This is a genomic window from Sphingomonas sp. C3-2, from assembly GCF_033025475.1.
Lineage (GTDB): Bacteria > Pseudomonadota > Alphaproteobacteria > Sphingomonadales > Sphingomonadaceae > Sphingobium_A.
This window is the reverse complement of the sequence record NZ_CP130322.1, coordinates 3,046,839-3,072,198: the sequence shown is the minus strand read 5'-3', so window position 1 is coordinate 3,072,198 and position 25,360 is coordinate 3,046,839. Positions and strand designations below refer to the sequence as shown.

The following is a 25,360-nucleotide window of genomic DNA, read 5'->3' as shown; positions in this document are numbered from 1 at the left end:
GGCCTTGGCCTCAGCCCTGGCCGGGCTTGGGCGTGGGCTTGCCACCTTGCGGCGCGCCTGCGGGCTTGCCCTCTTCGCCGGCCAGCCGCACGGGCATGCCGTCGCTCAGCTTGATCACACCCTCGGTCACCACGCGGTCGCCCGGGTTCAGCCCCTCGACGATCTCGACCACGCCGCTCTGGCGCAGGCCGGTACGCACCGGGGTGCGTTTCACCTTCTTGTCCTTGCCGATCAGGAAGACGAAGCTCTTGTCACCCTCGCCCACCAGCGCCAGTTCGGGCACGGCCAGCCCGTGGCGTTCGGCGGCTTCGACGCTCACCGTCATCATCATGCCGGGCTTCAGCCTGCGGTCGCCATTGGGCAGGATCGCACGCACCTGCACGGTGCGCGTCTGCGGGTTCACCACCGGATCGATCGTGCGGATGGTGCCGGCAAAGCGTTGATCGGGATAAGCGGCGGCCACCGCCTTGATCGTCTGGCCTTCGCGCAGCGCGGTCAGCAGCGTCTCGGGGATCGCGAAGTCGAGCTTGATCTGCGAAAGGTCGCTGATCGTCGCAATCTCGGTGCCAGCCGTAATCACCGCGCCCGCCGAAATGTTGCGCAGCGACACCCAGCCCGAAAATGGCGCGCGGATCACGCGGTCGCCGATCGCGGCTTCGGCCTGCTGCGCCTGCGCGCGGGCCGATGATACCAGCGCCACCTGCGTGTCGACGGCGGATTTGGTGGCAAAGCCGCGGTTGCGCAGCGCCTCCAGCCGGTCGAGCTGCTGGCGCGCCTCATGCGCGCGCGCATTGGCTTCGGCCAGCTGGGCGTTTTCCTGCCCGCGTGCGAGCGCGGCGATCACCTGGCCCTGGCGCACATAGCCGCCATCGCTGAAATTGAGGCTCACGATCCGTTCGGTCACGGGTGCCGAAAGCGTCACCTGCTCATTGGCAAAGGCGGTGCCCACGGCATCGATCCGGTCGACAAAGCGTTGCGACGCCACCGCCTCCGCCGTCACCAGCGGCGCGCTGCGCGCGCGCCCTTCATTGCCGTTCGCGCCGCCGCACGCAGCAAGCAGCATCAGGGGAGCGAAAAGGATGAGCCGATTTATCATGTTATAATATGTCGCTATCGCGCAACTAGGTAATTGGCAAGCACATCAGTTGTCGCAAATTGTCGCAACTTAGCAATGGGCGGCAATCAGAAACTCTATGTTGCCCTCAGGCCCCTTGATCGGGCTTTCCGTAATTCCCTCGACGGTCCAGCCAGATGCTTCGATCCAGCCGCGCACCTCGCCGCACACCCGCGCATGAATCGTGGGATCGCGAACCACGCCGCCCTTGCCCACTTCGTCGCGCCCCGCTTCGAACTGCGGTTTGATCAGCGCCATCAACCGCGCACCGGGCGCGGCAAAGCCCATCGGCACCGCCAGCACCTTGGCCAGCGAGATAAAGCTCGCATCGCACACGATCAGGTCGATCGGCTCGGGGATATGGTCGGCGGTCAAGATGCGCGCGCTGGTCTTTTCGTGCACCACGACACGCGGGTCCTGCCGCAATTTCCACGCCAGCTGGTTGGTCCCGCTGTCGACGGCATAGACGCGCACCGCGCCCTTGGTCAGCATCACGTCGGTGAACCCGCCGGTCGATGATCCCACATCCATCGCCACCGCGCCCGCAATGTCCCAGCCGAAATGCTCCAGCCCGTGCGCCAGCTTGATCCCGCCGCGCGACACCCAGGGATGGTCGCGCCCGCGCACCTCGATGGGCGCCTCCTCGGGCAGCGCATGGCCTGCCTTCTCGATCTTGCGCTCGCCCGAAAAGACAAGGCCCGCGAGGATCAGCGCCTGCGCGCGCGTGCGGCTTTCGGCCAGCCCGCGGTCGACGAGCAGCTGATCTGTGCGAACTTTCGCCATGATGCGATCAGGCGCTCGCCCCGTGCGACACACCGGCTGAATTGTGGCGCAGCGCCTTCAGCACGGTCTCGACGATGTTCGGTGCGTTCAGCCCTGCCTCGTCATATTGCTTCTCGGGCTTTTCATGCTCCTGGAAGATATCGGGCAGGCGCAGCGTGCGCAGCTTCAGCCCGGCGTCGATCAGCCCGGCATCGCTGGCATAGGTCAGCACATGCGCGCCGAGCCCACCCACCGAATTTTCCTCGATGGTCACCGCCACCTCATGGCTGGTCAGCAGCTTGCGGATCAGTTCCTCGTCCAGCGGCTTGGCAAAACGCAGATCGGCCACCGTCGTCGAAAGCCCCATCGCGTCCAGCTGGTCCGCCGCCTTCAGCGCCTCCTCAAGACGGGTACCGAGCGACAGGATCGCCACCTTCTTGCCCTGGCGGATGGTGCGGCCCTTGCCGATCTCCAGCTGCCGGGGCGTTTCGGGCAGCGCGATGCCGGTGCCGTTGCCACGCGGATAGCGCACCGCAATCGGGCTGCTGTCGTGCAGCGCGCAGGTGTGCACCATGTGCACCAGCTCGGCCTCGTCGGCCGCCGCCATCACCACCATGTTCGGCAGGCTGGCAAGATAGGTCACGTCGAACGCGCCCGCATGGGTGCTGCCATCGGCGCCCACCAGCCCGGCGCGGTCGATCGCAAAGCGCACCGGCAGGTTCTGGATCGCGACGTCGTGCACCACCTGGTCATAGGCGCGCTGCAGGAAGGTCGAATAGATCGCGCAGAACGGGCGCATCCCCTGCGCCGCGAGCCCGGCGGCGAAGGTCACCGCATGCTGCTCGGCGATGCCGACGTCGAAGCTGCGCTCGGGGAAGGTCTGGGCGAACTTGTCGAGCCCGGTGCCCGAAGGCATCGCCGCGGTGATCGCGCACACCTTGGGGTCGCGCGTCGCCTCGTCGATCAGCGCCTTGGCAAAGACATTGGTATAGCTCGGCGGTCCCGGCGGGGCCTTGGCCTGCGTGCCGGTGATCACGTCGAACTTCTGGACGCCGTGATATTTGTCGGCCGCTGCCTCGGCGGGGCCATAGCCCTTGCCCTTCTGCGTCACGACATGGACAAGGATCGGCCCCTGTTCCGCATCGCGCACATTTTCAAGCACGGGGATCAACTGGTCCAGATTATGCCCGTCGACCGGGCCGACATAATAAAAGCCCAGTTCCTCGAACAGCGTGCCGCCCATCGCCATGCCGCGCGCGAATTCGTCGGTCTTGCGCGCCGCCTGATGCAGCGGCCGGGGCAGCTTGCGCGCCAGCCGCTTGGCCAGTTCGCGCAGGCCCAGAAATTCGCGGCTCGAAACGATGCGCGACAGATAGGCCGAAAGCCCGCCCACCGGCGGCGCGATCGACATGTCGTTGTCGTTGAGGATCACGACCAGCCGGTTGCCCGCCTGCTCGGCATTGTTCATCGCCTCATAGGCCATGCCCGCCGACATCGCGCCGTCGCCGATCACGGCGATCGCCTTGTCCGGGCTGCCCGAAATCTTGTTCGCCACCGCAAAGCCCAGCGCTGCCGAGATCGAGGTCGAGCTGTGCGCCGCGCCGAACGGGTCATATTCGCTTTCCGAACGCTTGGTGAAGCCCGAAAGCCCCCCGCCCTGGCGCAGCGTGCGGATGCGATCGCGCCGCCCGGTCAGGATCTTGTGCGGATAGCATTGATGGCCGACGTCCCAGATCAACCGGTCGTCGGGCGTGTTGAACACATAATGGAGCGCAACCGTCAGTTCGACGACCCCCAGCCCCGCGCCCAGATGGCCGCCGGTAACCGACACCGCCGAAATCGTCTCGGCGCGCAGTTCGGCCGCCAGCTGGCGCAGGTCGGACGGCGCAAGCGCGCGCAGATCGGCTGGGAATGCGACTTTATCCAAAAGCGGAGTCGCGGGTAATTCTGACATCAAGGCTCCCTTTCAGGCCCTGCTTTAATCGCATGGCATCCCGCTGTCGAACGGAACCGCTAAAAAGACCCTGCGGCCTTCGGGTTCCGTGCGGCGCTGCGATTGGTGTTGATTTCAATCATCGGCCTGCTGGGCAGGCTTTCACTTATCGACCTTGCCCGGGCCGGTCAGTCGCAATCGGCGCAGCGCCCATGCACCTCGATCACCGGGCGCTGGGGCGCAAACCCCGCCTTGATCGCGGCGGAACGCACCCCGTCGGTCACATGGTCGTCGTCGATATGCGTCGCCTGCCCACACGCGTCGCATACCAGAAAGATGCAATCGTGCAGGCAATCGGGGTGCTTGTTGGCGACATAGGCGTTCACGCTTTCCACCCGGCGCGCCAGATTCGCGTTCACGAACAGGTCGAGGATGCGGTAAACGCTGTTGGCGGCCACCCGCCGCCCCTGCGCGGTCGAAACCGCCTCGGCAATGTCATAGGCCGAAGCCGGCTTCTCGAATCCCGAAAGCACATCGAAGATGCTCGCGCGCATCGCGGTCCATTGCTCGCCCGAACGCTCAAGCGCTGCCTTGGCCGCATCGGCCAGCGCAACGCCCTGATGCTCGTGATGATGATGCTGTGACATAGCCGAAATCTAGGCGCTCCCACCCTCGGGGGCAAGCTCTTGCGCGCCTTTCGGGCTAATTTGGGGCGCGATCGCTCAGTGGTTGGCGCGGCGATTGAGGTCGTGGCCCAGCGCCACCAGCAAAACGCCGACGATCGTATAGACCACTTCGCCCGCATCGTGCGGCATGGTGAGCGCCCCGGCCATCACGCCCAGTCCCAGCGCGCCGACGGCGGACGGCATCATGAAACCGTGGCGCAGCACGCCCGATCCCAGCCCGGCCGCGCCCAGCACCATCGCGATGATCAGCCCCACCTCATGGATGCGGTGGTCGACAAGAATCCCGCCGGCCGATGCCAGCACCGCCACCAGCACCGCGCTCGCCACGCAGTGCACCAGGCACAAACCGGACAGGCCAATGGCCAGTCGGTCGAGCAGGGCAGAACGGCTAAGGGTGCTGGACAAGGAAATCTCCGTGACGATGGAAATGCATCTGGCACGTCCGGCGCAAAGTTACAACATATCATTTTAGAAAAATGTACGTTTTTCCGCGCACTCCCTCCTTTGCGCGCGGCGGCTGCCCCGGGTGGTGCTAAGCTATCCTCCTTGATTCGTGGAGAAACTCCGATGCTCACCGGCGGCTGCCACTGCGGCACAATTCGTTATGAAATTTCCGAGGACGCCCCCCGCCACGCGCTATGCCACTGCACCGACTGTCGAAAATCGGCGGGTGCGCCGCTGGTCGCCTGGGCGGTCTATCCCGAAACCGCGATCAAGGTCGTTCAGGGCACGGCCAAGGTCTATCATTCGTCCGCCGATGGGCGCCGCCATTTCTGCCCCGATTGTGGCACCGGGCTTTTCTACACCAACGCGGTCATCTTCCCGAACCTCATTGATCTGCAAACCGCCACGCTCGACGATCCCGATGCGGTGGTCGCGCCCTCGGCGCAGATCCAGGTGGCCGACCGTATCGGCTGGATGAAGAACGCCCACCAACTTCCGGAATTCGAACGCTATCCCGAAGGCTGAGACATTTCGTCCCAGTCGTCACCGCTTGTCCCCACGCGCGCGGACGGGCATAGCCCGGCCATCATGTCGCTTGCCCGTCCCGCCTCCGCGAATCCGCAGCCGAAAAGGCTCTCCCGCTGGCTGCTTCTTGTCGCCAGCCTCGTTTTCATGATGGTCGTCGTGGGCGGGATCACCCGCCTCACCGAATCCGGCCTGTCGATCACCGAGTGGCGGCCGGTGTCGGGCACACTGCCGCCGCTCACCGAGGCGCAGTGGCAGGAAGAATTCCTGAAATATCAGCAGATCCCCGAATATCAGGAAATCAACAAGGCCAAGGGCATGACGCTGGCCGATTTCAAGTTCATCTTCTTCTGGGAATATATCCACCGCCTGCTCGGCCGCGTCATCGGCCTCGCCTTCGCCCTGCCGCTTGCCGTCTATGCTTGGCGCCGGATGATCCCCGAAGGCTATGGCCCGCGCCTGGTCGGGCTGCTCGCGCTGGGCGGGCTTCAGGGGTTCATCGGCTGGTGGATGGTCACCTCGGGGCTCAGCGAACGCACCGATGTCAGCCATTTCCGCCTCGCCACCCATCTCCTCACCGCGCTCCTCATCATCGGCGCGCTGGTCTGGACGGCGCTTGACCTGCGCGATCATCCCCGCCCCAAGGCGCGTTTCACCCGGCTTTCATGGGGCGTCGCGGTCATCCTCTTCCTCCAGCTGCTCTACGGCGCGTTTACCGCCGGGCTCAACGCGGGCTATGTCTCCAGCACCTGGCCGCTGATGAACGACCATATCTTCCCCGAGGGGGTCGAATGGCTCGGCTCGTTCTTCGCCACACTCGGCAATGATCCCTTCCTCATCCATTTCATCCACCGCTGGTGGGCATGGGTGGCGTTCATCGCGCTGATGGTCCTTGCGCGCAAAGCCAAGGCGCTGGGCGCGCGCGGTGCCTCGGTCGCGATCAGCGCGACGGTCGGCACGCAGGTGCTGCTCGGCATCGCAACGGTGGTGACGGGGATCGACATCACGCTCGCCGTTCTCCACCAGGCCGTGGGCGCGCTCGTCGTCGGCTCGGCCGCCTGGGGGATGCACGTCGTCGGCCGTCGCCCGGCCTGAACGCCCATGACCAGCCTCGCCCCCATCGCAACCGTCTATGCCGTCTTCGCCTCATCGGACGAGGCGGAACGGATCGGGCGCGCGGTGATCGAGGCGGGCGACGCCGCCTGCGTCAACATCCTCGCCCCCTGCCGCTCGATCTATCGCTGGCAGGGCGCGGTCGAAACCGCCACCGAAACCCCCGCCCTGTTCAAGACGCGCGCCGATCACGCCGCCGCGCTCGCCGCAAAAATCGCGGAAATGCACAGTTACGACGTGCCTGCCATCGCCGTCTGGCCGGTCGAGCACAGTCCCGAAAGCTATGCATTCTGGGTGGGCGCGGAAACCCAGAGCTGACGGGGCTTTTCAGGGCGGTATTATTTTACCCGTTTCAAAACCCCCGGTTTGTCTTGACTTTCAGCCCCTCGATCTTCATTGCGCCATGCATCGGTGCCGCCTGAGCGATCGGGCGGCGTCATTCGTTTCAAATCAAGAGGTCAAGCTCCATGAAGGCGCTGATGAAGACCACCAAGTCGATCAAACCGGCCGAGGTGGAAAAAAAGTGGCATCTGATCGATGCCGAAGGCCTGGTGGTCGGCCGTCTGGCAACCATCGTCGCCAACATCCTCCGCGGGAAGACCAAGACGAGCTTCACCCCGCACGTTGATTGCGGTGACAATGTCATCATCATCAACGCGGACAAGGTTCGCTTCACCGGCAAGAAGCTGCAGGACAAGGTGTACTACAAGCACACCGGTTATGCAGGCGGTATCAAGAGCATCACCGCTGGCAAGGTTCTCGAAGGCCGTTTCCCCGAGCGCGTGCTCGAAAAGGCTGTCGAACGCATGATCCCGCGTGGTCCCCTGGGCCGCCAGCAGATGCGCAACCTGCGCATCTATTCCGGCGCCGAGCATCCGCATGAAGGTCTGAACCCGACCGTGCTCGACGTTGCTGCCATGAACCGCAAGAACAAGGTGGGCGCATAATGTCCGATAACCGCCAATCGCTTTCCGACCTGAAGGACATCGCCGGCGCCGCTGTTGAAGCCGCCGCCGAAGCCGCAGAAGTCGCCGTCCCCGCACAGCCGGCTGCGCCGCTGCGCGAACGCGAAGTCGACGCACAGGGCCGTTCCTACGCCACCGGCCGTCGTAAGGACGCCGTTGCTCGCGTGTGGATCAAGCCCGGCACCGGCAAGATCACGGTCAATGGCCGCGATCAGGAAGTCTATTTCGCACGTCCGACGCTGCGTCTCGTGATCAACCAGCCCTTCGGCGTTTCGGACCGTGAAGGTCAGTACGACGTCGTCGCAACCGTCAAGGGCGGCGGTCTCTCGGGTCAGGCCGGTGCTGTGAAGCACGGCATCGCCCAGGCGCTCTCCAAGTTCGAACCCGCTCTGCGCAGCGCAGTGAAGTCGGCCGGCTTCCTGACGCGCGACAGCCGCGTCGTTGAACGTAAGAAGTACGGCAAGGCCAAGGCCCGCCGCAGCTTCCAGTTCTCGAAGCGCTGATCGAACGTCGGTTCAATCGAACAGAAAAGGGCGGTGCCTCCGGGCGCCGCCCTTTTTCTTTGGGCTCACCCCGCCGCACTCTCCGTCATCTCCCGCACCTTCACGTGCAGCGTCCCCGCCTCGAACAGCAGTTCGTTGAACGATGGCGGCGTCGCGCGGACGCGTTCGGAAAGCGTGCCCGCGCCGATCAGGCGGATCGCGCGGCGGCCGGATTGGTATTTCTCGTCGAACGGGTCGTGGATATGCCCGCTCAGCACCGCGTCCGCGCCGCCCAGCGCCAGCGCGTCGAGCGCCTTCTCCCCACCATGCGTCGGCGCGTAGCGCGCGGCCGCCCCGGTATCCACCAGCGGGTGGTGGCACAGCACCAGCTTCAGGTTGCGCGCCGGCGCCTCCTCAAGGCTCTTCAGCGCGCGTTGCAGACTTAGCGGCCGCACCACGCCCCATGACCAGTTGAGCCGCCACTGCGCGCGCGAGGTGGTGCGCAGCGGGATGAACGACACATTGGGCAGATTGAGCGCGCTTTCGAACGATCGCTCGAGCCAGCGGTGCCGGTCATAGGGCGCAAAAAACCGCGCCAGCGGATTGAAATAGGGCAGGTCGTGATTGCCCGGCTCGATCGTCGCGGGCACGTGCAGCCCGCCCAGCCATTCGGCCGCCGCCTCGAATTCGCGGCGGCGCGCGCGGTAGGTCAGGTCGCCGGTGATCACCACCGCATCGGGACGCTCGTCATTGACCCGCTCGGCAAACCAGCGCACGGCCTCTTCGTCCTCGCGTCCGAAATGAAGGTCGCTTGCGTGAAAAAGCCGGATCATTCCGCTCCCCTGTCCTTTCAATCCATCTTGTTGCCGCGCGGGCGGCGTGGCAGCAAGCGGGGATGAAACAGTTCGTCGCCCGCATCGCCTCGCTTGGCAAACGCACGGTCGCGCGTTTCGGTGTCGACGGGCTTGCGCTGTTCAACGCGGTGAACGCACTCACGCCGGGCGAAGGCGCTGTCCGGCGCATCGTCTCGGGCGCCGCGTACGGTCCCGCCCCGCGCCAGCGGCTTGATGTTTACACCACAGGCAACCCAGCAGTTGCGCGCCAGCCGATCCTCGTCTTCCTCTATGGCGGCGGGTGGACGAGCGGGCACCGCCAGGGATATCGTTTCGCGGGCCAGGCGCTCGCCGCGCAAGGCTTCGCCACCGTCATCCCCGATTACCGGCTCCATCCCGCCGCGCCCTTTCCCGCCTTTGTCGAGGATGCCGCCGCTGCGATACGCTGGGCCGTCGATCATGCGCATGAATTTGGCGGCGATCCCCACCGCGTCGTGCTGATGGGCCATTCGGCGGGCGCGCATATCGCGATGCTGCTCGCGCTCGATCCGCGCTGGCTGGACGGCGCCGGGGTCGATCGTGCCGCGCTGCGCGGCGTCGCCGGGCTCGCCGGCCCCTATGATTTCCACCCCTTTACCGATGTCATCGCGCAGCGTGTCTTCGGTGCAGTGCCCGATCCGCAGGCCACCCAGCCCATCCATTATGCCGGCCCGCACGCCCCGCCGCTCTGGCTCGCCACGGGCACCGCCGATATCGCGGTCAAGCCGCGCAACAGCCGCGCGCTCGCCGCCGCGCAACACGCGCATGGTACGGCGGTCGAACTCCGCGAATATCAGGGGCTCGATCACGCCGGGATCGTCATGGCGCTCGCCCGCGCCTTTCGCGCCAAGGCCCCGGTGCTGGCGGAGGCGACGGCGTTTTTGAACCGCCATCTCGCCCCCGCCGACACGCTGGCGCTCGAACGCGCCTAGCGTATCGTCACCGCCGCGTCTGGCGCTGCCAGGCGGCGTGCAGCCCCTCGATATCGCCGCTCGTCATCAGCGGCATCGTCGCCTCGATCGCGGCATCGGGCCAGTCCCACCACCGCATCTCGAGCAGCAGCGCGATCCGGTCTTCGTCGAACCGCTTGCGCAGCACCCGTGCCGGGTTGCCGCCGACAATCGCATAGGGCTCGACATCGCGCGTCACCAGCGCACGCGTGCCGATGATCGCGCCGTCGCCCACGCGCACGCCGGGCATGATGATCGCCTCGCTGCCGATCCACACATCATTGCCGATCACCGTGTCTCCGGCGGGCAGATAGCCGTCCGCCGCCTGCGCCTGCTGCCAGCTCTCGTTCGCATAGAAGAAGGGGAATGTGCTCACCCATTCATGGCGGTGCCCCTGATTGCCCGCCATGATGAACGCCGCGCCCGAGCCGATCGAACAGAACGCGCCGATGATCAGCCGGTCGGCATCGGCATCGGGCAACACATACCGCGCGCAGTCGTCAAAACCGTGCCCGTGATAATAGCCCGAATAATAGCTGTGCCGCCCGACGACGATGTTGGGATGCGTCACCTGCTGATCGAGCGGGATGCCCTTGAACGGGCTTTCGAAGAAATTGGTCATGATCATGGGTCCAATAAAAGATCGCCGCGCCAGGCACGGTCGATCGAATTCAAGATGCGCAGGAAAATGCACGGGCAAGCAGCGCCGCCCGGCAACGGCTCTTCAGCTCAGCCGAGCGAGAGCACCAATCAGATCGTACATCGGGCCATGATCATAGCACCACGCTAGGGGCGATTGCGGCGGGCGGCAAGCCCTCACCCCACCCCTTGGCCCCCGTCCGCGCCTATGGCACCATCCCTCGCATGAGCCACGATCGCGCCACGCTCTACGGCCTGCCCGGCTGGGGCTCCACCCTTGCCGAGATCATGCTCGTCGCCGCGTCGACGCCCTTTGATTTCGTCGCGGTCGAGGGGTTCGACGCCCCCGGCCCCAATCGGAACCGCATCCTCGCGCTCAACCCGCTCGGGCAGATCCCGGTGCTCGTGCTGGCGGACGGGCAGGTGATGACCGAAAGCGCCGCGATCGCGCTCCACCTCGCGGAAACACATCCCGGCGCAGGGCTCGCCCCCGCCCCCGGCGATCCGGCGCGCGCGCTTCCTGCGGCTGCTCGTCTGGATCGTCGCCAATATCTATCCCACCTTCACCTATGGCGATTATCCCGAACGCTGGGCCCCGCGCGATGCGGAAGCGCTCGTCGCCCATACCGATGCCTATCGCATCCGCCTGTGGGAATGGCTGGAGGGGGAGGTCACCGGCCCCTGGGTGCTGGGGACCATGCGCAGCGCGCTCGATCTGTTCGTCGCGGTGATGGTGCACTGGCGCCCGCGCCGTGCGTGGTTCGCCGCCCATGCCCCCAGATTGTCGGCAATTGCCGATGCGGTCGCGGCGGACCCGCTGCTCGGCCCGGTCATCGCGCGCAATTACGGGGAAGAGTAAAGAAAAACGCTGCCCGGACGATGTGCCCGGGCAGCGCCCTTGTTGCTTCGATCAGGCGGCCTGAACGGCCGACAGGCGCCAGGGGCCATGCCCCTCGCGGGCAAAGGTCCACAGTTCGGTCGTATCGGTCGGGCGGTGTGCATCGCCCTCGATCACCGCGCCGGTGTTCCGGTCGAGCATCACGTCGATGCTCTCATAATGCATGGCGATCGTGGCATAATCCATATGCCCTTCATTCCATGCCTCGGCCACCTCGGCGTTGAGCAGCTTGGTACCCGACACCGCATTGCGGCGGCCACTGGTTGCGTTCTGGCTCATTTCCTCAGCGAAATACGACATCACCTCGGGGGTCGTGCGTTCGCGCAGCGCGGCATAATCCTCGCGGCCGAACGCGTCCTGCACTTCGCTCAGCAGGCGTTCGAACGCATCGCGGTCCTGGTCGTTGATGCCGATTTCCTCGGTCTGCGGGGCGACGGGCGCCATGCCCGAAAAGCCCTGCGGACGAATGGGTTCGACATTATTCGGCTGCGCCTGGAAGGGATGCGCCGAACCGCCAAAGGGCGCGCCTGCGCCTGCGCCTGCCATCGCGTGCGAGGGCGCCTGTGCGGGCGCCGACTTGCGCCGGAAAAAGCGGATCGCGAAGAAGATCAGGCCACCGATCAGCAGGATCTGGAACAGCGCCATCAACGCGCCGGCACCGCCCAGCGCGCCGAGGCCACCGCCCAGCAGTGCGCCAATGAGGCCACCCATCAGCAAGCCGCCGACCAGGCCCTTCATTCCGCCGAACTTCGACGCCGCGCCTGCGGCTGCCGCCGGCTTTGCCGCATTGGCGGCACCGGCCTGCGGCGTGCCTGCGGGGGTCTTGTTCTCGGTCATCGAACGCTGGACCGGTGCGGTCTGCTTCGGCGCCACCGCCGTTGCGGGCGGGGTCGAATGGGTGCGGGCGCCGCGGCTGCCAAAGCTGCCGCCACGCCGTGCATCTGCGGGCGCCGAAAGCATCACGGCCACCGTCAATGCCAGCGCCAGTGCACCCAGATTCCCAGTTTTGATACGCTTCATCTCAACTCCTTAAGGGTCACCCATCTATGCCACAGGGCTTCGCAACTCCCAAGGATCAAAGTGTTTCTGGTTTGTTGCTGGGCAGCGGCAGCGCGGTGGTGGACTTGATTTCCGACAGCGCCACGGTCGAATTCACTTCCTGAACCCCCGGCACGCGCGACAGCTTCTCGAAGAAGAAGCGCTCATAATCCTCAATATCGCGCGCCACGATACGCAGCAGAAAATCCACCGGCCCCATCAGCACGAAACAGTCGAGCACCTCTGGAAAGCCCCGGATCGCCTCGACGAAATCGTTGAGGTGCGATCGCCCATGCGCCGATAATTTCACCTGCGCAAAGATCTGCGCGTTGAGCCCCACCTTCTTGCGGTCGATCAGCGCCACCTCGCGGCGGATAAAGCCCTCGTCGCGCAGCCGCTGGATGCGCCGCCAGCACGGCGATTGCGAAAGCCCCACCCGTTCGGCGATGTCGCCGGTCGACAGCGTGGCGTCCTCCTGCATCACCGCAAGAATCTTCCGGTCGAACTCATCGAGCGGCGCCAACATACCAAATCTCCAATTTCGCCATAATTCACATAATTTATGCACAATTTCTGCCATGAGAGGCGAAATAGCAAATAATTTTCCCGGCTTCGGTGATAAATCCCGTTCTGAAGGAGTTTCTCATGAACGCGAAAGAGTGTTTTGTCGGTGCGGACCAATTGCCCGAGCAAGTCCATCTGATCGAGGATGAAGAGCGCGGCTTTTCGGGCACCACCATCATCCACTCCACCGCGCTCGGCCCGGCGGCCGGCGGATGCCGCCTCTGGCATTATGACAGCCCTGCCGAACTCACCGCCGATGCCTTCCGCCTCGCCCGTACGATGAGCTACAAGAACGCGCTCGCCGGCCTGCCCTTTGGCGGCGGCGTCACCGTGCTCCAGCGCCCCCAGCGCGATTTCGATCGCGCGGCGCTGTTCGCCCTTGTCGGCGATCATGTCGAACGGCTCGACGGTGCCTATCTCACCCTCCCCGATGTCGGCAGCGACGCGCACGACATGGCCGTGCTGCGCACCCGCACCCGCCATGTCGCGGGGCAGGCCGCCGCCCCCGGCCGCATCGCGAGCAATCCTGCGCTCTGGACCGCGCGGGGCGTGCTCGAATCGATCCGCGCCGCGGTCGCCGTGCGCATGGGCCGCCGCTCGCTCGATGGGCTTGTCGTCGCGGTGCAGGGTGCGGGCAATGTCGGCGCCGAACTGTGCCGCCTGCTCGCAGCCGAGGATGCCACCATCCTCGTCGCCGATATGGACGTGTCGCGCGCCCGCGCGGTCGCCGCCGAAACCGGTGCGCGCGTCTTCCCCGCCGCCGCCATCCTCGAGGCCGATTGCGACGTCTTCGCGCCCTGTGCGCTGGGCGGCGTGCTCAACCGCAACAGCATCGCCCGGCTGCGCGCGCGCGTCGTCGCGGGGGCCGCGAACAACCAGCTGGCCAGCGCCGACGACGCCGCCCTGCTCCACGCGCGCGACATCCTCTATGCGCCCGATCTCGTCGCCAATGCGGGCGGGATGATCCATCTCGCCACCGATCATCTGAAGGAAGGCCGCAGCCAGACCGAGGCGCGCCTGCGCGCCATCCCCGAACGGCTGCGCGCGATCTTTGCCGAGGCGCAGTTGCGCGGCACCGGCACCCATGCCGTCGCCGAAGACATGGCGCGCGCCGTCATCTCGGCCGCGCAGCCCAAGCGGCTGCTGATGCAGGCCGCCTGATCATGGAGGCGCATTACACCGTCCATGCCGCAGCAGAGCCGCAGGCGATCCCGCGCCTCCTCAACTATTTCGCGCAGCAAGCGCTCATCCCGTCGCGTCTTGCCGCGCGCGAGGATGGCTTCGGGCTGGTGATGCTCAGCATCGTTCAGCCGGGCATCGAACAGCACAACGCCCGCATCATCGCAGAGAAGATGCGGGCGTCGGTACTCGTCGAAAGCGTGGCGCTGGATTTCGTCTCCAGCGCCGTGCCCGAACTTATTCCAGTTCCAGGATAATCGCGTCCACGGCCAGGCTTTCGCCTGCGGCCGCCGACACCGACTTCACCACACCGGTCTTTTCGGCGCGGAGGATGTTTTCCATCTTCATCGCCTCAACCACGGCCAGCGGCTGGCCCGCTTCCACCTTGTCGCCTGCCTTCACATGCAGCGCGACGAGCAGGCCCGGCATCGGGCACAGTAGGTACTTGGAAAGATCGGGCGGCAGCTTTTCGATCATGTGGCCGGCATGCGACGCAAGGTTCGCAGGCAGAACACGGACATTGTGGATCGCGCCGCGCGTGGTCAGGCGGAAACCGGTCTTGGTGCGCGCGATGCGTACGGTCAGCGGTTCGCCGTCCACTTCGGCTTCGATCACACGGTCGCCGGGGGTGTAGGCCAGTTCGAGGTCGATCACCTCGCCGTTCACCGTCACCTCGTCATAATCGACCGAAACGTCGATCAGATCGTCGCCGATCTTGACCTGCCAGTCGCTCGGCGGGGCAAGCTGGTCGCCCAGCTGGCCGCTGATGCGGCGGGCGCGGTCGGCATGCGCGGTGCCGGCGAATGCGGCGATCGCGGCCAGGCTGCGCTTCAGCTTTTCGTCGGCGGGGGCGCCTTCGAACCCTTCGGGATATTCCTCGGCGATAAAGCCCGTGGTGATCTCGCCCGAACGGAAGCGCGGATGCTGCATGATCGCCGACACGAAATCGATGTTGTGGCCAAGGCCTTCGATCTCGAATGCGTCGAGCGCCGCGATCTGCTTGTCGGCGGCTTCGTCGCGCGTCTTGCCCCAGGTGATCAGCTTGGCGATCATCGGGTCGTAGAACATCGAAACTTCGCCGCCTTCATAGACGCCGTCGTCGACGCGCACGCCGTCAATACCGCGACGGCCGTTTTCGGCACCGTCGTCGGCCCAGCCGTCCACCGGCGGGTTGTACCGGATGAGGCGGCCCGTCGAGGGCAGGAAGCCGCGATACGGATCTTCGGCATAGACGCGGTTTTCGATCGCCCAGCCGTCGATCTTCACATCGTCCTGACTGATCGCCAGCTTTTCGCCGGCGGCCACGCGGATCATCTGTTCGACAAGGTCGATGCCGGTGATGCATTCGGTCACCGGATGCTCCACCTGCAGGCGGGTGTTCATTTCAAGGAAGTAGAAGCTCTCGCCGCTCGGGTCGGCGCCCGAAACGATGAGTTCGACGGTGCCCGCCGAATAATAGCCCACCGCGCGCGACAGCGCGACGCACTGTTCGCCCATCGCCTTGCGCATCTTCTCCGTCACGAACGGCGACGGCGCTTCCTCGACCACCTTCTGGTGGCGACGCTGGATCGAGCATTCACGCTCGTTCAGGTACAGGATGTTGCCGTGCTTGTCACCGAGGATCTGGATCTCGATGTGGCGCGGGTTGAGGATGAACTTTTCGATGAAGACGCGGTCGTCGCCGAACGAATTGAGGCCTTCGCGCTTCACGGACTCAAAGCCCTCGCGCACGTCCTGTTCGTTATAGGCAAGGCGCATGCCCTTGCCGCCGCCGCCGGCCGATGCCTTCATCATCACCGGATAGCCGATCTCGTCCGAGATGCGCACCGCATGCTCGGTATCCTCGATCTCGCCGACGAAACCGGGAACGACGTTGACGCCCGCTTCCTTGGCCAGCTTCTTGGATTCGATCTTGTCGCCCATCGCGGCGATCGCGCCGACGGGGGGGGCCGATGAACTCGATGCCTTCTGCGGCCAGCGCCTCGGCGAACGAGGTGCGCTCGGACAGGAAGCCGTAACCGGGGTGAACCGCTTCAGCGCCGGTCTGCTTGCACGCCGCAATGATCTTGTCGGCGATCAGGTATGACTGGGCCGCCGGTGCCGGGCCGATATGCACGGCTTCGTCCGCCATCTGCACGAACGGTGCGCGGGCGTCGGCATCGGAATAGACGGCGACGGTCTGGATGCCCATCTTCTTCGCCGTGCGGATCACGCGGCAAGCGATTTCGCCGCGGTTTGCAATCAGGATCTTCTTGAACATCTTCAGTTACTTTCCGCCAGTTCCCGCAATTGTTCGGTTCGTTTCTTGGTCAGTTCGGCAAGGCAAAGGCTCACCAGCATCGGTTCCATGCTGCCGCCGCGCGCGTAATAGCCTTCGCTCACGCAGTGCGCGTCGCGATATTTCAGCCAGGCGCGCTGCCCGTCGAGCAGCACCGGTGCATGGCCGGGGCGGCCGTCATTGCTCAGCCCCTCGGCGTCCCATGCCTTCATCTTGGCATAGGTGATCTTCCACTGCGCGTTGAGCGCGGCGTCGGCCGCCTTGTAGTCGCGCCCGGCGCAGAGGGTCATGTCCGTCTGCGTGTCCGGGTCCGCGCAATTGGGCTGCTGCACCGCCGCGGCCAGGAAGAGCACCGTCGCCAGCATTATTCGGCCGCCTCGAGATGGCCGTGCGGCTGCGCCTGCATCGCCGTCATCCCCAGCTTGCCGAGCAGCGCCGCATCCTTGTCATCACCGGCATTGGCTGCGGTCAGCAGCTTGTCGCCGGTGAAGATGCTGTTGGCGCCCGCCATGAAGCACAGCGCCTGGCAGGCTTCCGACATGCTTTCGCGGCCCGCCGACAGGCGCACCATCGATTTCGGCATCACGATGCGCGCCACCGCCACCGTCCGTACGAATTCGACCTCGTCGATCTTCGCCAGCGGGGTATCGGCCAGCATGTCGCCCAGCACCGTGCCCTTTACCGGCACCAGCGCGTTGATCGGCACGCTTTCGGGGTGCGGCATCGTCGCCAGCGCGTGGAGGAAGCCGATCCGGTCGCTCCGCGTCTCGCCCATGCCAACAATCCCGCCGCAGCAGACATTGATGCCCGCGCTGCGCACATTTTCCAGCGTCTCGATCCGGTCCTCAAAGGTCCGGGTGGTGATGACGTTGGCGTAGTTTTCCGGGCTCGTGTCGATATTATGGTTGTAATAATCGAGCCCCGCCTCGGCGAGCTGCTTGGCCTGACCTTCGCTCAGCATGCCCAGCGTCATGCAGGTTTCCATGCCCATCTGGCGAACGCCCTTCACCATTTCGATGAGCGCGGGCATGTCGCGTTCCTTGGGGTTGCGCCATGCGGCGCCCATGCAGAACCGGCCCGATCCATGGTCCTTGGCCTGCGCTGCTGCCTGCAGCACCGCCTGCACGTCCATCAGCTTGGTGGCCTTCAGCCCGCTTTCCGCCTCGGTGGACTGGCTGCAATAGCCGCAATCCTCGGGGCAGCCGCCGGTCTTGATCGACAACAGCGTCGACAGCTGGACCTCGTTGCGCGGGAAATTCGCGCGGTGGATGGTCTGCGCCTCGAACATCAGGTCGTTGAACGGCAGGTCGAACAGCGCCGTGATCTCCTCACGGCTCCAGTCGGTGCGCAGGTCGGGCGTCATCGCCACGCCGGTGGAACAGCTGCTCATTCTGCGGCGTCCTCAAGGCCCTCGGGGGGCATGTTGTGGCCAAGCAGGCGCAGCACGTCGGCGGCGCTGTCGATCACGTTCGAACCGGGGCCATAGATGCCCGCCACGCCGGCACTGCGCAGGAAGTCGTAATCCTGTGCGGGGATCACGCCGCCCGCTACCACCTTGATGTCCGACCGGCCGGCTTCGCGCAGCAGGTTGATCAGCTCGGGGATCAGCGTCTTGTGGCCGGCCGCAAGGCTCGACGCGCCAACCACGTCGACATCCTTTTCCAGCGCCAGTTCAAGCGTTTCCTTGGGCGTCTGGAACAGCGGGCCGCTGACCACGTCAAAGCCCATGTCGCCGTATGCCGAAGCGATGATGTTGGCGCCGCGGTCATGGCCGTCCTGGCCCATCTTGGCCACCAGCATGCGCGGCTTGCGGCCCTTGCGGCGTTCGAACGCGTCGACGCCGTCGACAACGCGCGCCCAGCGGTCGTCGCCTTCATAGGCGCCGCCGTAAATGCCCTTCACCGGGGTCGGCACCGTTCCAAAGCGGCCGAACACATCTTCCATCGCCGACGAGATTTCACCCAGCGTCGCGCGGTGGCGTGCGGCCTCGACCGCCAGTTCCAGCAGGTTCGCGCCGCTGGCGGCGCCGTCGCGCAGCGCGCTGAGCGCGGCCTGGCACTTGGCTTCGTCGCGGTTCGCCTTCACCGTGTTGATGCGCGCGATCTGCGCTTCGCGAACGGCGACGTTGTCGACGTCGAGAATTTCGATCTCGGCTTCTTCGGCCAGGCGATATTTGTTCACGCCGACGATCACGTCTTCGCCGCGGTCGACACGGGCCTGACGCGCAGCGGCGGCTTCCTCGATCATCGACTTGGGCCAGCCGGCCGCCACGGCCTTCGCCATGCCGCCTTCGGCGTCAACCTTCTGGATGATCTCCCAGGCGCGGTCGACCAGTTCCTTGGTCAGCGCCTCGACATAATAGGAACCGCCCAGCGGGTCGACGACCTTGGTCATCCCCGTTTCTTCCTGGATCACGATCTGCGTGTTGCGCGCGATGCGTGCGGAGAAGTCGGTGGGCAGCGCGATCGCTTCATCGAGCGCGTTGGTGTGGAGCGACTGGGTACCACCCAGCATCGCCGCCATCGCCTCGATCGTCGTGCGCATCACGTTGTTGTACGGATCCTGCTCGGTCAGCGACACGCCCGACGTCTGGCAATGGGTGCGCAGCATCTTCGAACGCTCGTCCTTCGCGCCCAGCTGCGTCATCACGCGGTGCCACAGCACGCGGGCGGCGCGCAGCTTCGCGATTTCCATGAAGAAGTTCATGCCGATCGCGAAGAAGAAGCTCAGCCGGCCGGCGAACTTGTCGATGTCGAGGCCCGAGGCAACGCCGTATTTCACATATTCCATGCCGTCGGCGATGGTGAAGGCCAGTTCCTGCACCTGTGTCGCGCCGGCTTCCTGCATGTGATAGCCGGAAATCGAGATCGAGTTGAACTTCGGCATCTCGCGGCTGGTATAGCCGAAAATGTCCGAAATGATCCGCATCGAGGGTTCGGGCGGATAGATATAGGTGTTGCGGACCATGAACTCCTTCAGAATGTCGTTCTGAATGGTTCCGTCCAAAAGCTTGCGGTCGACGCCCTGCTCTTCACCGGCGACGATGAAGAAGGCGAGGATCGGGATCACCGCGCCGTTCATCGTCATCGAAACCGACATCTGGTCGAGCGGAATGCCGTCGAACAGGATCTTCATGTCCTCGACGCTGTCGATCGCCACGCCCGCCTTGCCGACGTCGCCCGTCACGCGCGGGTGGTCGCTGTCATAACCGCGGTGGGTGGCAAGGTCGAAGGCGACCGAAAGCCCCTTCTGGCCGGCCGCGAGGTTGCGGCGGTAGAATGCGTTCGATTCCTCGGCGGTCGAAAAGCCCGCATATTGGCGGATCGTCCAGGGGCGCCCCGCATACATTGATGCGCGCACGCCGCGCGTGAACGGCGCAAAGCCCGGCAGGCCGGGCTCGACATCCTGCACGTCTTCCGCCGTGTACAGCGGCTTGACGGTGATCCCCTCAGGGGTCTGCCAGTCAAGGTTCTTGCCCTTGACTTCCTTGTCGGCGAGCGCCTTCCAATTGTCGATCGTCACTTTATCCGCCATGTTTCATTCCCGTTTTCCGACCCGTCCTGCACCGGGCGGTCGCGTTCTTATTTACCCGTGAAGTTGGCCTTGCGCTTTTCAAGAAAGGCGAGCGTTCCCTCATGCCCGTCCGCACTGTCGGCCGCCTTGCGCTGCCGGCCCGCCTCGGCGTCCAGCGTCGTGGCATAATCCTGTTCCAGCGCATCGGCGATGCCCTTGCGCATCATGCCGATCGCCAGCGTCGGGCCCGCCGCCAGCCTGCGGGCGAGCGTCATCGCCTCGTCCATCAGCGCTTCGGCGTCCACCGCCTTGTAGATCAAGCCCCAGCTTTCCGCCTTTTCGGCCGGAAGCCGTTCGCCCAGCAGCATCATCTCGGTCGCGCGGGCCTTGCCCACCAGGCGCGGCAGCATCCAGCTTGCGCCGCCATCGGGCACCAGCCCGATATTGACGAAGGCCTGAAGGAAATAGGCCGAGCGTGCGGCCAGCGTGAAATCGGCGGCCAGCGCCAGCGAGCAGCCAATTCCCGCCGCCACGCCGTTCACCGCTGAAACGATCGGCACATCCGCCTGTGCCAGCGCCAGCATCGCGGGGTTATAGCTGTTCTTGAGCGCCTTATAGGCCCCCTCGCCGCCCGTGATCGACTGGCCGTCATCCTCGGCGGTCAGGTCGGCGCCCGAACAGAACGCCCGCCCCTCGCCGGTGATCACCAGCGCGCGGATGCCCAGTTCGCCGACGCGCGACACCACGTCGCGAATTTCGTCAAAGGTGCGCGGCGGTGCAGCGTTCAGCCGCTCGGGACGCGCGATCGTGATCACGCCCACCGCGTCCGCAACTTCAAGCCTGATCGTCTGATAGCTCACAGCACATCCTTCCCCTCATGCCCCCGCACCCGCGGGCGGTGCCCGGCGGCTTTATCAGCCGCCGTGGCACAACGCAGGCGTCAGTGGTCGCCCTTGGGCGTTTCCATCAGTTCGACGAGCACGCCGCCCATATCCTTCGGATGGACGAAGATCACGGGGGTGCCGTGTGCGCCGATCCGCGGCTCGCCCAGCACCTTCGCGCCCTTGGCTTCCATCTCGGCCTTGGCTGCGTGAATGTCCTCCACCTCGAAGCAGACATGATGCTGCCCGCCAAGCGGATTCTTTTCGAGGAACTTCAGGATCGGGCTGTTCTCGCCCAGCGGCTCGATCAGTTCGATCTGGCTGTTGGGCGTGTCGACGAAGCACACCCGCACGCCCTGCGGCGGCAGGTCGAACGGTTCGTGGATCTTCGTCGCGCCCATCAGGTCGCGGTACAGAACGATCGATTTCTCGATCGAGGGCGTCGCAACGCCCACATGGTTCAGACGGCCGATAGCCATATTGCCCTCCTCAGAGCGGAATGTTGTCGTGCTTCTTCCAAGGATTTTCGAGCTGCTTGTTGCGCAGCTTGCGAAGCCCAAGCGCGATCCGCTTGCGGGTCGAATGCGGCTGGATCACCTCGTCGATGAAGCCCTTCGACGCCGCCACGAACGGGTTGGCGAAGCGGTCTTCATATTCCTTGGTGCGCTCGGCGATCTTGGCTGGGTCCTTGATGTCCTGGCGGAAGATGATTTCCACCGCGCCCTTGGCGCCCATCACCGCGATTTCGGCGGTCGGCCAGGCATAGTTCAGGTCGCCGCGCAGGTGCTTCGAGGCCATAACGTCATAGGCGCCGCCATAAGCCTTGCGCGTGATGACGGTGATCTTCGGAACGGTTGCTTCGGCATAGGCGAACAGCAGCTTGGCGCCGTGCTTGATGATGCCGTTCAGTTCCTGCTGCGTGCCCGGCAGGAAGCCCGGAACGTCGACAAAAGTCACGATCGGAATATCGAACGCATCGCAGAAGCGGACGAACCGGCCGGCCTTTTTCGACGAGTTGATGTCGAGGCAGCCTGCAAGCACCATCGGCTGGTTGGCGACGATGCCGACGGTGCGGCCTTCGATGCGGCCGAAGCCGATGATGATGTTGGCGGCATGGCCCGGCTGCAGCTCGAAGAACTCGCCTTCGTCCACGGTCTTCCGGATCAGCTCATGCATGTCATAGGGCTGGTTCGCCGATGCCGGGATCAGCGTGTCGAGGCTTTCCTCGATCCGGTCATAGGGATCGGCGGTCGGACGCTCGGGAACCTCCTCGCGGTTCGACAGCGGCAGGAAGTCGATAAAGTCGCGTGCGGCGAGCAGCGCCTCAATATCGTTCTCGAACGCCACGTCGGCCACGCCGGACTTGGTGGTGTGCGTCACCGCACCGCCCAGCTCTTCCTGCGTCACGACTTCGTTGGTGACGGTCTTCACCACGTCGGGGCCGGTCACGAACATGTACGACGAATCCTTCACCATGAAGATGAAGTCGGTCATTGCGGGGCTGTACACCGCGCCGCCCGCGCACGGGCCCATGATCAGGCTCAGCTGCGGCACCACGCCCGATGCCAGCACGTTGCGCTGGAACACTTCGGCATAGCCGCCAAGCGATGCCACGCCTTCCTGAATGCGCGCGCCGCCCGAATCGTTAAGGCCGATCACGGGTGCGCCCACCTTCAGGGCCATGTCCATGATCTTGCAGATCTTCTGCGCGTGGCGCTCGGACAGCGAACCGCCGAACACGGTGAAGTCCTGCGAAAAGACATAGACCAGACGGCCGTTGACCGTGCCCGAACCGGTGACGACGCCGTCGCCGGGGATGATCTGGTCGGCCATGCCGAAATCGACGCAGTTGTGCTCGACATACATATCAAGCTCTTCGAAGCTGCCTTCGTCGAGCAGCACATCGATGCGCTCGCGTGCGGTCAGCTTGCCTTTGGCGTGCTGCGCGTCGATTCGCTTCTGCCCACCGCCCAGACGTGCGGCTGCACGCTTTGCTTCGAGTTGTTCGACAATTGCCTGCATGGTGTCCTCGGTTCCTAACTCGCGCGCTCCTTTCCAAGGTTCTGTCGCGGTTGCAATTGTGAATTTGCGAAGTTGCGAATGCTAATTTTGCAAACTACCCTTGGATCGTGACCGTCAAACACCGCCTATTTGCTGGAAATCGGCTCCGCGAACTTCGCAACCGCGCGGGATTGGGCCAGGCTGCCATGGCCAAAAGGCTCGGCCTTTCCGTCAGCTATCTCAGTCAGTTGGAAAATGACGATCGTCCGATGACGCGCGCGGTGCTCGCGGCGATCGGCCGTCATTTCCCGCTCGAGCTTGATATATTTCAATCCGACGACCCCGAACGACGTTTTGCTGCGACGCGCGATGCTCTTGGCGATCCTTTATTTTCCGACAGCTCGATTTCGGAGGACAGCCTTCACCGCCTGATCGAGCAGCAACCCGACTTCGCCGATCGCTTCCTCACGCTCCACACCGCCTATCGCCGCGCCGAGGAACGGTTGCAGATGATGGAAGAAAGCATCTCAACGGGCGTCTCCGGCGGCGGCCGCCTTCCGTGGGAAGAAACGCGCGATTGGTTTCATGAGGCGGGTAATTATGTCGACCTGCTCGATCGCCGGGCAGAGGCGCTGGCCGCCGCGCTCGGCCAGGGGCCCGAACATATCCTGACCGAAGATGATCTCGCCCATCATCTTCAAGAACGCTACGGAATCCTCGTCGAAAAGGCCGCTTACGCGCCCGAGGCGCCCTTGCGTGAGCTGGATCGCAGCCACCGCCGGCTCCGCCTCTTCGGGGGGGCGCCCGCCGCCAGCCGGCGCTTCCTCCTCGCGCATCAATTGATTGCGTTGGAAATGGAAGCCGAGATCGATCTGATCGCCGATGCCGCCCGGCTGCGCACCACCGAGGCGCGGCGCCTGCTCTCGGTCGGGCTCGCCAACTATGCCGCCGGCGCGCTGCTCATGCCCTATGAACGCTTTCGCGGCGCCGCGCGGATGCTCCGCCACGATATCGACCGGCTCTGCCAGCGCTTCCTCGTCAGCTTCGAACAGGCCTGCCACCGCTTGTCGACGCTCCAGCGCCCCGGCGCGCGCGGCATTCCCTTCTTCTTCTGCCGCGTCGACATGGCGGGCAACATCACCAAGCGCCACTCCGCCACCCGCCTCCAGTTCGCGCGCTTCGGCGGGGCCTGCCCCTTGTGGAACGTCCACGAGGCGGTCGCCATTCCCGATCGCATCCTCGTCCAGCTCGCCGAAACGCCCGATGGGCTACGCTACGTCCAGATGGCCAAGGGGCTGGTCAAACCCTCGGGTAGCTATGCCCGCTCGCCGCGCCGCTACGCGGTCGCGCTAGGCTGTGAGGTCGAGCATGCGGGCGATTTCATCTATGCCGACAGCATCGATACGCGGCCCGAGGCAAGCGCGACACCCATTGGCATCTCATGCCGCCTTTGCCCGCGCACCGATTGCGATCAGCGCGCCTTTCCGCCCGCCGACCGGGCGATCCGCATCGATCCCGACCGGCGCGATATCGTCCCCTACCGCGTCAGCTAACGCGGGCGCTTTAGTGAAAGCGCTTGACCACAAGCGCGACGATCAGGCCCACGATCAGGCCGACGATCCCGGCGCCGATCGCCCCCACGGTCCACGACACGACGCCCTCGGCAAACGGCATTGCGGCCGCCGCATGATGCTGCGCGCCGTGGATCAGTTCCTCCACCCCGTGCAGCCCGAACTCGCCCAGCCCGTGGACGATGAAACCACCACCGACCCAGATCATCGCGGCCAGACCGACCACCGAAAGCGTCGTCAGCAGATGCGGCATGCCGCGCACCAGCATCCGCCCAGTCGCCTGGATCAACGCACCGTCCTTGCGCGCGAAGTGCAGCCCGATATCGTCCATCTTCACGATGAACGCGACCACGCCGTACACCGCGAGCGTGATGATGATCCCGACGGCCGCGAGCACGCCGATCTGCATGCCGAGCGAGCGGTCCGCCACCTCGGCCAGCGTGATCGCCATGATCTCGGCCGACAGGATCAGGTCGGTCCGGATCGCGCCCGACACCTTCTGCTCCTCAAGATGCGCGGGGTCCCCCGCCCCGTCCTCGTCCGCATCCTTGCCGTGCCCGCCGCCCATGGCCTCGATCAGTTTTTCTGCGCCCTCGAAACACAGATAGGCGCCGCCCACCATCAGGATCGGCGTGATCGCCCAGGGCGCAAACATGCTCAGCGCGATCGCGGCGGGCAGCAGCAACAGCAGCTTGTTGCGCAGCGATCCCAGCGCGATACGCCAGATCATCGGCAGTTCGCGGTCAGGGGTGAAACCGGTCACATATTGCGGGGTCACCGCGGTATCGTCGATCACGACACCGGCGGCCTTCGTCCCCGCCTTGCCGGCCGCCGCCGTCACATCGTCCAGCGATGCGGCCGCCACCTTGGCAATCGCAGCGACATCATCAAGCAACGCAGCCAATCCGGACGGCATAAGACTGAACTTCCTTTCGTTTTGCGGTTTTGTAGC

26 protein-coding genes and 2 pseudogenes are annotated in these 25,360 nt (G+C 65.0%); 11 read left to right on the top strand and 17 right to left on the bottom strand.

The window, feature by feature from the left end; all coding sequences use genetic code 11:
- Positions 1-10: 10 nt before the first annotated feature.
- The 5 genes from QYC26_RS14745 to QYC26_RS14725 all read right to left on the bottom strand — a co-directional run bounded on the left by QYC26_RS14745 (position 11) and on the right by QYC26_RS14725 (position 4,900).
- Complete coding sequence (locus QYC26_RS14745) at positions 11-1,063, bottom strand: efflux RND transporter periplasmic adaptor subunit (protein WP_317512977.1); 1,053 nt, start codon at positions 1,061-1,063, stop codon at positions 11-13.
- Positions 1,064-1,165: 102 nt separating this feature from the next.
- Positions 1,166-1,897 carry a TlyA family RNA methyltransferase gene (locus tag QYC26_RS14740; protein WP_317512976.1) on the bottom strand — a complete coding sequence of 244 codons (732 nt, stop codon included), beginning with the start codon at positions 1,895-1,897 and terminating at the stop codon, positions 1,166-1,168.
- 7 nt (positions 1,898-1,904) lie between these two features.
- On the bottom strand, positions 1,905-3,830 hold the full coding sequence (gene dxs / locus QYC26_RS14735; RefSeq protein ID WP_317512975.1) for a 1-deoxy-D-xylulose-5-phosphate synthase: 1,926 nt from the start codon (positions 3,828-3,830) through the stop codon (positions 1,905-1,907).
- Positions 3,831-3,997: 167 nt separating this feature from the next.
- Positions 3,998-4,456: a Fur family transcriptional regulator gene (locus tag QYC26_RS14730; protein WP_317512974.1), complete on the bottom strand. Its 459-nt coding sequence runs from the start codon at positions 4,454-4,456 to the stop codon at positions 3,998-4,000.
- A gap of 75 nt (positions 4,457-4,531) precedes the next feature.
- Positions 4,532-4,900: a MerC domain-containing protein gene (locus tag QYC26_RS14725; RefSeq protein ID WP_317512973.1), complete on the bottom strand. Its 369-nt coding sequence runs from the start codon at positions 4,898-4,900 to the stop codon at positions 4,532-4,534.
- A gap of 162 nt (positions 4,901-5,062) precedes the next feature.
- Between QYC26_RS14725 and QYC26_RS14720 the strand changes: the two genes are divergently transcribed.
- From QYC26_RS14720 to rpsI, 5 genes are all read left to right on the top strand, one after another.
- Positions 5,063-5,464: a GFA family protein gene (locus QYC26_RS14720; RefSeq protein WP_317512972.1), complete on the top strand. Its 402-nt coding sequence runs from the start codon at positions 5,063-5,065 to the stop codon at positions 5,462-5,464.
- A 63-nt stretch (positions 5,465-5,527) separates the two neighbouring features.
- On the top strand, positions 5,528-6,559 hold the full coding sequence (locus QYC26_RS14715; RefSeq protein WP_317512971.1) for a COX15/CtaA family protein: 1,032 nt from the start codon (positions 5,528-5,530) through the stop codon (positions 6,557-6,559).
- A 6-nt stretch (positions 6,560-6,565) separates the two neighbouring features.
- Positions 6,566-6,895 (top strand): divalent-cation tolerance protein CutA, encoded by a 330-nt coding sequence (cutA, locus tag QYC26_RS14710; protein WP_317512970.1) that lies wholly within the window; start codon positions 6,566-6,568, stop codon positions 6,893-6,895.
- Between the two features lie 149 nt (positions 6,896-7,044).
- Entirely contained in the window at positions 7,045-7,524 is a 480-nt protein-coding gene (gene rplM / locus QYC26_RS14705) for a 50S ribosomal protein L13 (protein ID WP_317512969.1), read from the top strand.
- Entirely contained in the window at positions 7,524-8,045 is a 522-nt protein-coding gene (gene rpsI / locus QYC26_RS14700) for a 30S ribosomal protein S9 (protein WP_317512968.1), read from the top strand. The genes rplM and rpsI overlap by 1 nt, the downstream gene beginning before the upstream one ends.
- 65 nt (positions 8,046-8,110) lie before the next feature.
- Here rpsI and QYC26_RS14695 read toward each other — a convergent pair whose 3' ends face one another.
- Positions 8,111-8,857, bottom strand: a complete 747-nt coding sequence (locus tag QYC26_RS14695) for a metallophosphoesterase (protein ID WP_317512967.1) — start codon at positions 8,855-8,857, stop codon at positions 8,111-8,113.
- Between the two features lie 62 nt (positions 8,858-8,919).
- Here QYC26_RS14695 and QYC26_RS14690 point away from each other — a divergent pair, with 62 nt between their 5' ends.
- A complete protein-coding gene (locus QYC26_RS14690; protein ID WP_317512966.1) occupies positions 8,920-9,828 on the top strand; it encodes an alpha/beta hydrolase in 909 nt (302 codons plus the stop codon).
- A 7-nt stretch (positions 9,829-9,835) separates the two neighbouring features.
- Here QYC26_RS14690 and catB read toward each other — a convergent pair whose 3' ends face one another.
- Positions 9,836-10,468: a type B chloramphenicol O-acetyltransferase gene (gene catB / locus QYC26_RS14685; protein WP_031281281.1), complete on the bottom strand. Its 633-nt coding sequence runs from the start codon at positions 10,466-10,468 to the stop codon at positions 9,836-9,838.
- 242 nt (positions 10,469-10,710) lie between these two features.
- Here catB and QYC26_RS16815 point away from each other — a divergent pair.
- Both QYC26_RS16815 and QYC26_RS14675 read left to right on the top strand, forming a co-directional pair.
- Positions 10,711-10,902, top strand: a pseudogene (locus QYC26_RS16815) (hypothetical protein); the annotation flags it as partial.
- A 280-nt stretch (positions 10,903-11,182) separates the two neighbouring features.
- Positions 11,183-11,344, top strand: coding sequence for a hypothetical protein (locus tag QYC26_RS14675; RefSeq protein ID WP_317512964.1), 162 nt, complete (start codon positions 11,183-11,185; stop codon positions 11,342-11,344).
- A gap of 51 nt (positions 11,345-11,395) precedes the next feature.
- On the opposite strand, the gene QYC26_RS14670 is transcribed toward QYC26_RS14675, so the two are convergent.
- Both QYC26_RS14670 and QYC26_RS14665 read right to left on the bottom strand, forming a co-directional pair.
- Entirely contained in the window at positions 11,396-12,403 is a 1,008-nt protein-coding gene (locus QYC26_RS14670; protein WP_317512963.1) for a Tim44 domain-containing protein, read from the bottom strand.
- Positions 12,404-12,458: 55 nt separating this feature from the next.
- A complete protein-coding gene (locus QYC26_RS14665) occupies positions 12,459-12,947 on the bottom strand; it encodes an Lrp/AsnC family transcriptional regulator (RefSeq protein ID WP_317512962.1) in 489 nt (162 codons plus the stop codon).
- 119 nt (positions 12,948-13,066) lie between these two features.
- On the opposite strand from QYC26_RS14665, the gene QYC26_RS14660 reads away from it, so the two are divergent.
- Together QYC26_RS14660 and QYC26_RS14655 are read left to right on the top strand one after the other, a co-directional pair.
- Positions 13,067-14,146, top strand: coding sequence for a Glu/Leu/Phe/Val dehydrogenase family protein (locus QYC26_RS14660; protein WP_317512961.1), 1,080 nt, complete (start codon positions 13,067-13,069; stop codon positions 14,144-14,146).
- Positions 14,147-14,148: 2 nt separating this feature from the next.
- The gene (locus tag QYC26_RS14655; protein WP_317512960.1) at positions 14,149-14,421 is read left to right on the top strand and encodes a hypothetical protein; all 273 of its coding nucleotides are present in this window, start codon (positions 14,149-14,151) and stop codon (positions 14,419-14,421) included.
- Here QYC26_RS14655 and QYC26_RS14650 read toward each other — a convergent pair.
- From QYC26_RS14650 to QYC26_RS14620, 7 genes and pseudogenes are all read right to left on the bottom strand, one after another.
- Positions 14,402-16,424, bottom strand: a pseudogene (locus QYC26_RS14650) (biotin carboxylase N-terminal domain-containing protein). The gene QYC26_RS14655 and the pseudogene QYC26_RS14650 overlap by 20 nt on opposite strands.
- A 2-nt stretch (positions 16,425-16,426) precedes the next feature.
- Complete coding sequence (locus QYC26_RS14645) at positions 16,427-16,807, bottom strand: lysozyme inhibitor LprI family protein (RefSeq protein WP_317512959.1); 381 nt, start codon at positions 16,805-16,807, stop codon at positions 16,427-16,429.
- Entirely contained in the window at positions 16,807-17,832 is a 1,026-nt protein-coding gene (bioB, locus tag QYC26_RS14640; RefSeq protein WP_317512958.1) for a biotin synthase BioB, read from the bottom strand. Before bioB ends, QYC26_RS14645 begins: the two co-directional genes overlap by 1 nt.
- Positions 17,829-19,976 (bottom strand): methylmalonyl-CoA mutase, encoded by a 2,148-nt coding sequence (gene scpA, locus QYC26_RS14635; RefSeq protein WP_317512957.1) that lies wholly within the window; start codon positions 19,974-19,976, stop codon positions 17,829-17,831. Before scpA ends, bioB begins: the two co-directional genes overlap by 4 nt.
- A 47-nt stretch (positions 19,977-20,023) precedes the next feature.
- On the bottom strand, positions 20,024-20,815 hold the full coding sequence (locus QYC26_RS14630) for an enoyl-CoA hydratase-related protein (RefSeq protein WP_317512956.1): 792 nt from the start codon (positions 20,813-20,815) through the stop codon (positions 20,024-20,026).
- Positions 20,816-20,895: 80 nt separating this feature from the next.
- On the bottom strand, positions 20,896-21,315 hold the full coding sequence (mce, locus tag QYC26_RS14625; protein WP_317512955.1) for a methylmalonyl-CoA epimerase: 420 nt from the start codon (positions 21,313-21,315) through the stop codon (positions 20,896-20,898).
- A 10-nt stretch (positions 21,316-21,325) separates the two neighbouring features.
- On the bottom strand, positions 21,326-22,858 hold the full coding sequence (locus QYC26_RS14620) for an acyl-CoA carboxylase subunit beta (protein WP_317512954.1): 1,533 nt from the start codon (positions 22,856-22,858) through the stop codon (positions 21,326-21,328).
- Positions 22,859-23,043: 185 nt separating this feature from the next.
- On the opposite strand from QYC26_RS14620, the gene QYC26_RS14615 reads away from it, so the two are divergent.
- Positions 23,044-24,390: a helix-turn-helix domain-containing protein gene (locus tag QYC26_RS14615; RefSeq protein ID WP_411197606.1), complete on the top strand. Its 1,347-nt coding sequence runs from the start codon at positions 23,044-23,046 to the stop codon at positions 24,388-24,390.
- A 10-nt stretch (positions 24,391-24,400) separates the two neighbouring features.
- On the opposite strand, the gene QYC26_RS14610 is transcribed toward QYC26_RS14615, so the two are convergent.
- Positions 24,401-25,324, bottom strand: a complete 924-nt coding sequence (locus tag QYC26_RS14610) for a DUF808 domain-containing protein (RefSeq protein ID WP_317512952.1) — start codon at positions 25,322-25,324, stop codon at positions 24,401-24,403.
- Positions 25,325-25,360: the final 36 nt, after the last annotated feature.

Coding starts and splice junctions, on each gene's coding strand:
- QYC26_RS14745 (WP_317512977.1), bottom strand. CDS start 1,063: ATGCTGCTTGCTGCGTGCGGCGGCGCGAACGGCAATGAAGGGCGCGCG.
- QYC26_RS14740 (WP_317512976.1), bottom strand. CDS start 1,897: ATGGCGAAAGTTCGCACAGATCAGCTGCTCGTCGACCGCGGGCTGGCC.
- dxs (WP_317512975.1), bottom strand. CDS start 3,830: ATGTCAGAATTACCCGCGACTCCGCTTTTGGATAAAGTCGCATTCCCA.
- QYC26_RS14730 (WP_317512974.1), bottom strand. CDS start 4,456: ATGTCACAGCATCATCATCACGAGCATCAGGGCGTTGCGCTGGCCGAT.
- QYC26_RS14720 (WP_317512972.1), top strand. CDS start 5,063: ATGCTCACCGGCGGCTGCCACTGCGGCACAATTCGTTATGAAATTTCC.
- QYC26_RS14715 (WP_317512971.1), top strand. CDS start 5,528: ATGTCGCTTGCCCGTCCCGCCTCCGCGAATCCGCAGCCGAAAAGGCTC.
- cutA (WP_317512970.1), top strand. CDS start 6,566: ATGACCAGCCTCGCCCCCATCGCAACCGTCTATGCCGTCTTCGCCTCA.
- rplM (WP_317512969.1), top strand. CDS start 7,045: ATGAAGGCGCTGATGAAGACCACCAAGTCGATCAAACCGGCCGAGGTG.
- rpsI (WP_317512968.1), top strand. CDS start 7,524: ATGTCCGATAACCGCCAATCGCTTTCCGACCTGAAGGACATCGCCGGC.
- QYC26_RS14695 (WP_317512967.1), bottom strand. CDS start 8,857: ATGATCCGGCTTTTTCACGCAAGCGACCTTCATTTCGGACGCGAGGAC.
- QYC26_RS14690 (WP_317512966.1), top strand. CDS start 8,920: ATGAAACAGTTCGTCGCCCGCATCGCCTCGCTTGGCAAACGCACGGTC.
- catB (WP_031281281.1), bottom strand. CDS start 10,468: ATGACCAATTTCTTCGAAAGCCCGTTCAAGGGCATCCCGCTCGATCAG.
- QYC26_RS14675 (WP_317512964.1), top strand. CDS start 11,183: ATGCGCAGCGCGCTCGATCTGTTCGTCGCGGTGATGGTGCACTGGCGC.
- QYC26_RS14670 (WP_317512963.1), bottom strand. CDS start 12,403: ATGAAGCGTATCAAAACTGGGAATCTGGGTGCACTGGCGCTGGCATTG.
- QYC26_RS14665 (WP_317512962.1), bottom strand. CDS start 12,947: ATGTTGGCGCCGCTCGATGAGTTCGACCGGAAGATTCTTGCGGTGATG.
- QYC26_RS14660 (WP_317512961.1), top strand. CDS start 13,067: ATGAACGCGAAAGAGTGTTTTGTCGGTGCGGACCAATTGCCCGAGCAA.
- QYC26_RS14655 (WP_317512960.1), top strand. CDS start 14,149: ATGGAGGCGCATTACACCGTCCATGCCGCAGCAGAGCCGCAGGCGATC.
- QYC26_RS14645 (WP_317512959.1), bottom strand. CDS start 16,807: ATGCTGGCGACGGTGCTCTTCCTGGCCGCGGCGGTGCAGCAGCCCAAT.
- bioB (WP_317512958.1), bottom strand. CDS start 17,832: ATGAGCAGCTGTTCCACCGGCGTGGCGATGACGCCCGACCTGCGCACC.
- scpA (WP_317512957.1), bottom strand. CDS start 19,976: ATGGCGGATAAAGTGACGATCGACAATTGGAAGGCGCTCGCCGACAAG.
- mce (WP_317512955.1), bottom strand. CDS start 21,315: ATGGCTATCGGCCGTCTGAACCATGTGGGCGTTGCGACGCCCTCGATC.
- QYC26_RS14620 (WP_317512954.1), bottom strand. CDS start 22,858: ATGCAGGCAATTGTCGAACAACTCGAAGCAAAGCGTGCAGCCGCACGT.
- QYC26_RS14615 (WP_411197606.1), top strand. CDS start 23,044: ATGGCCAAAAGGCTCGGCCTTTCCGTCAGCTATCTCAGTCAGTTGGAA.
- QYC26_RS14610 (WP_317512952.1), bottom strand. CDS start 25,324: ATGCCGTCCGGATTGGCTGCGTTGCTTGATGATGTCGCTGCGATTGCC.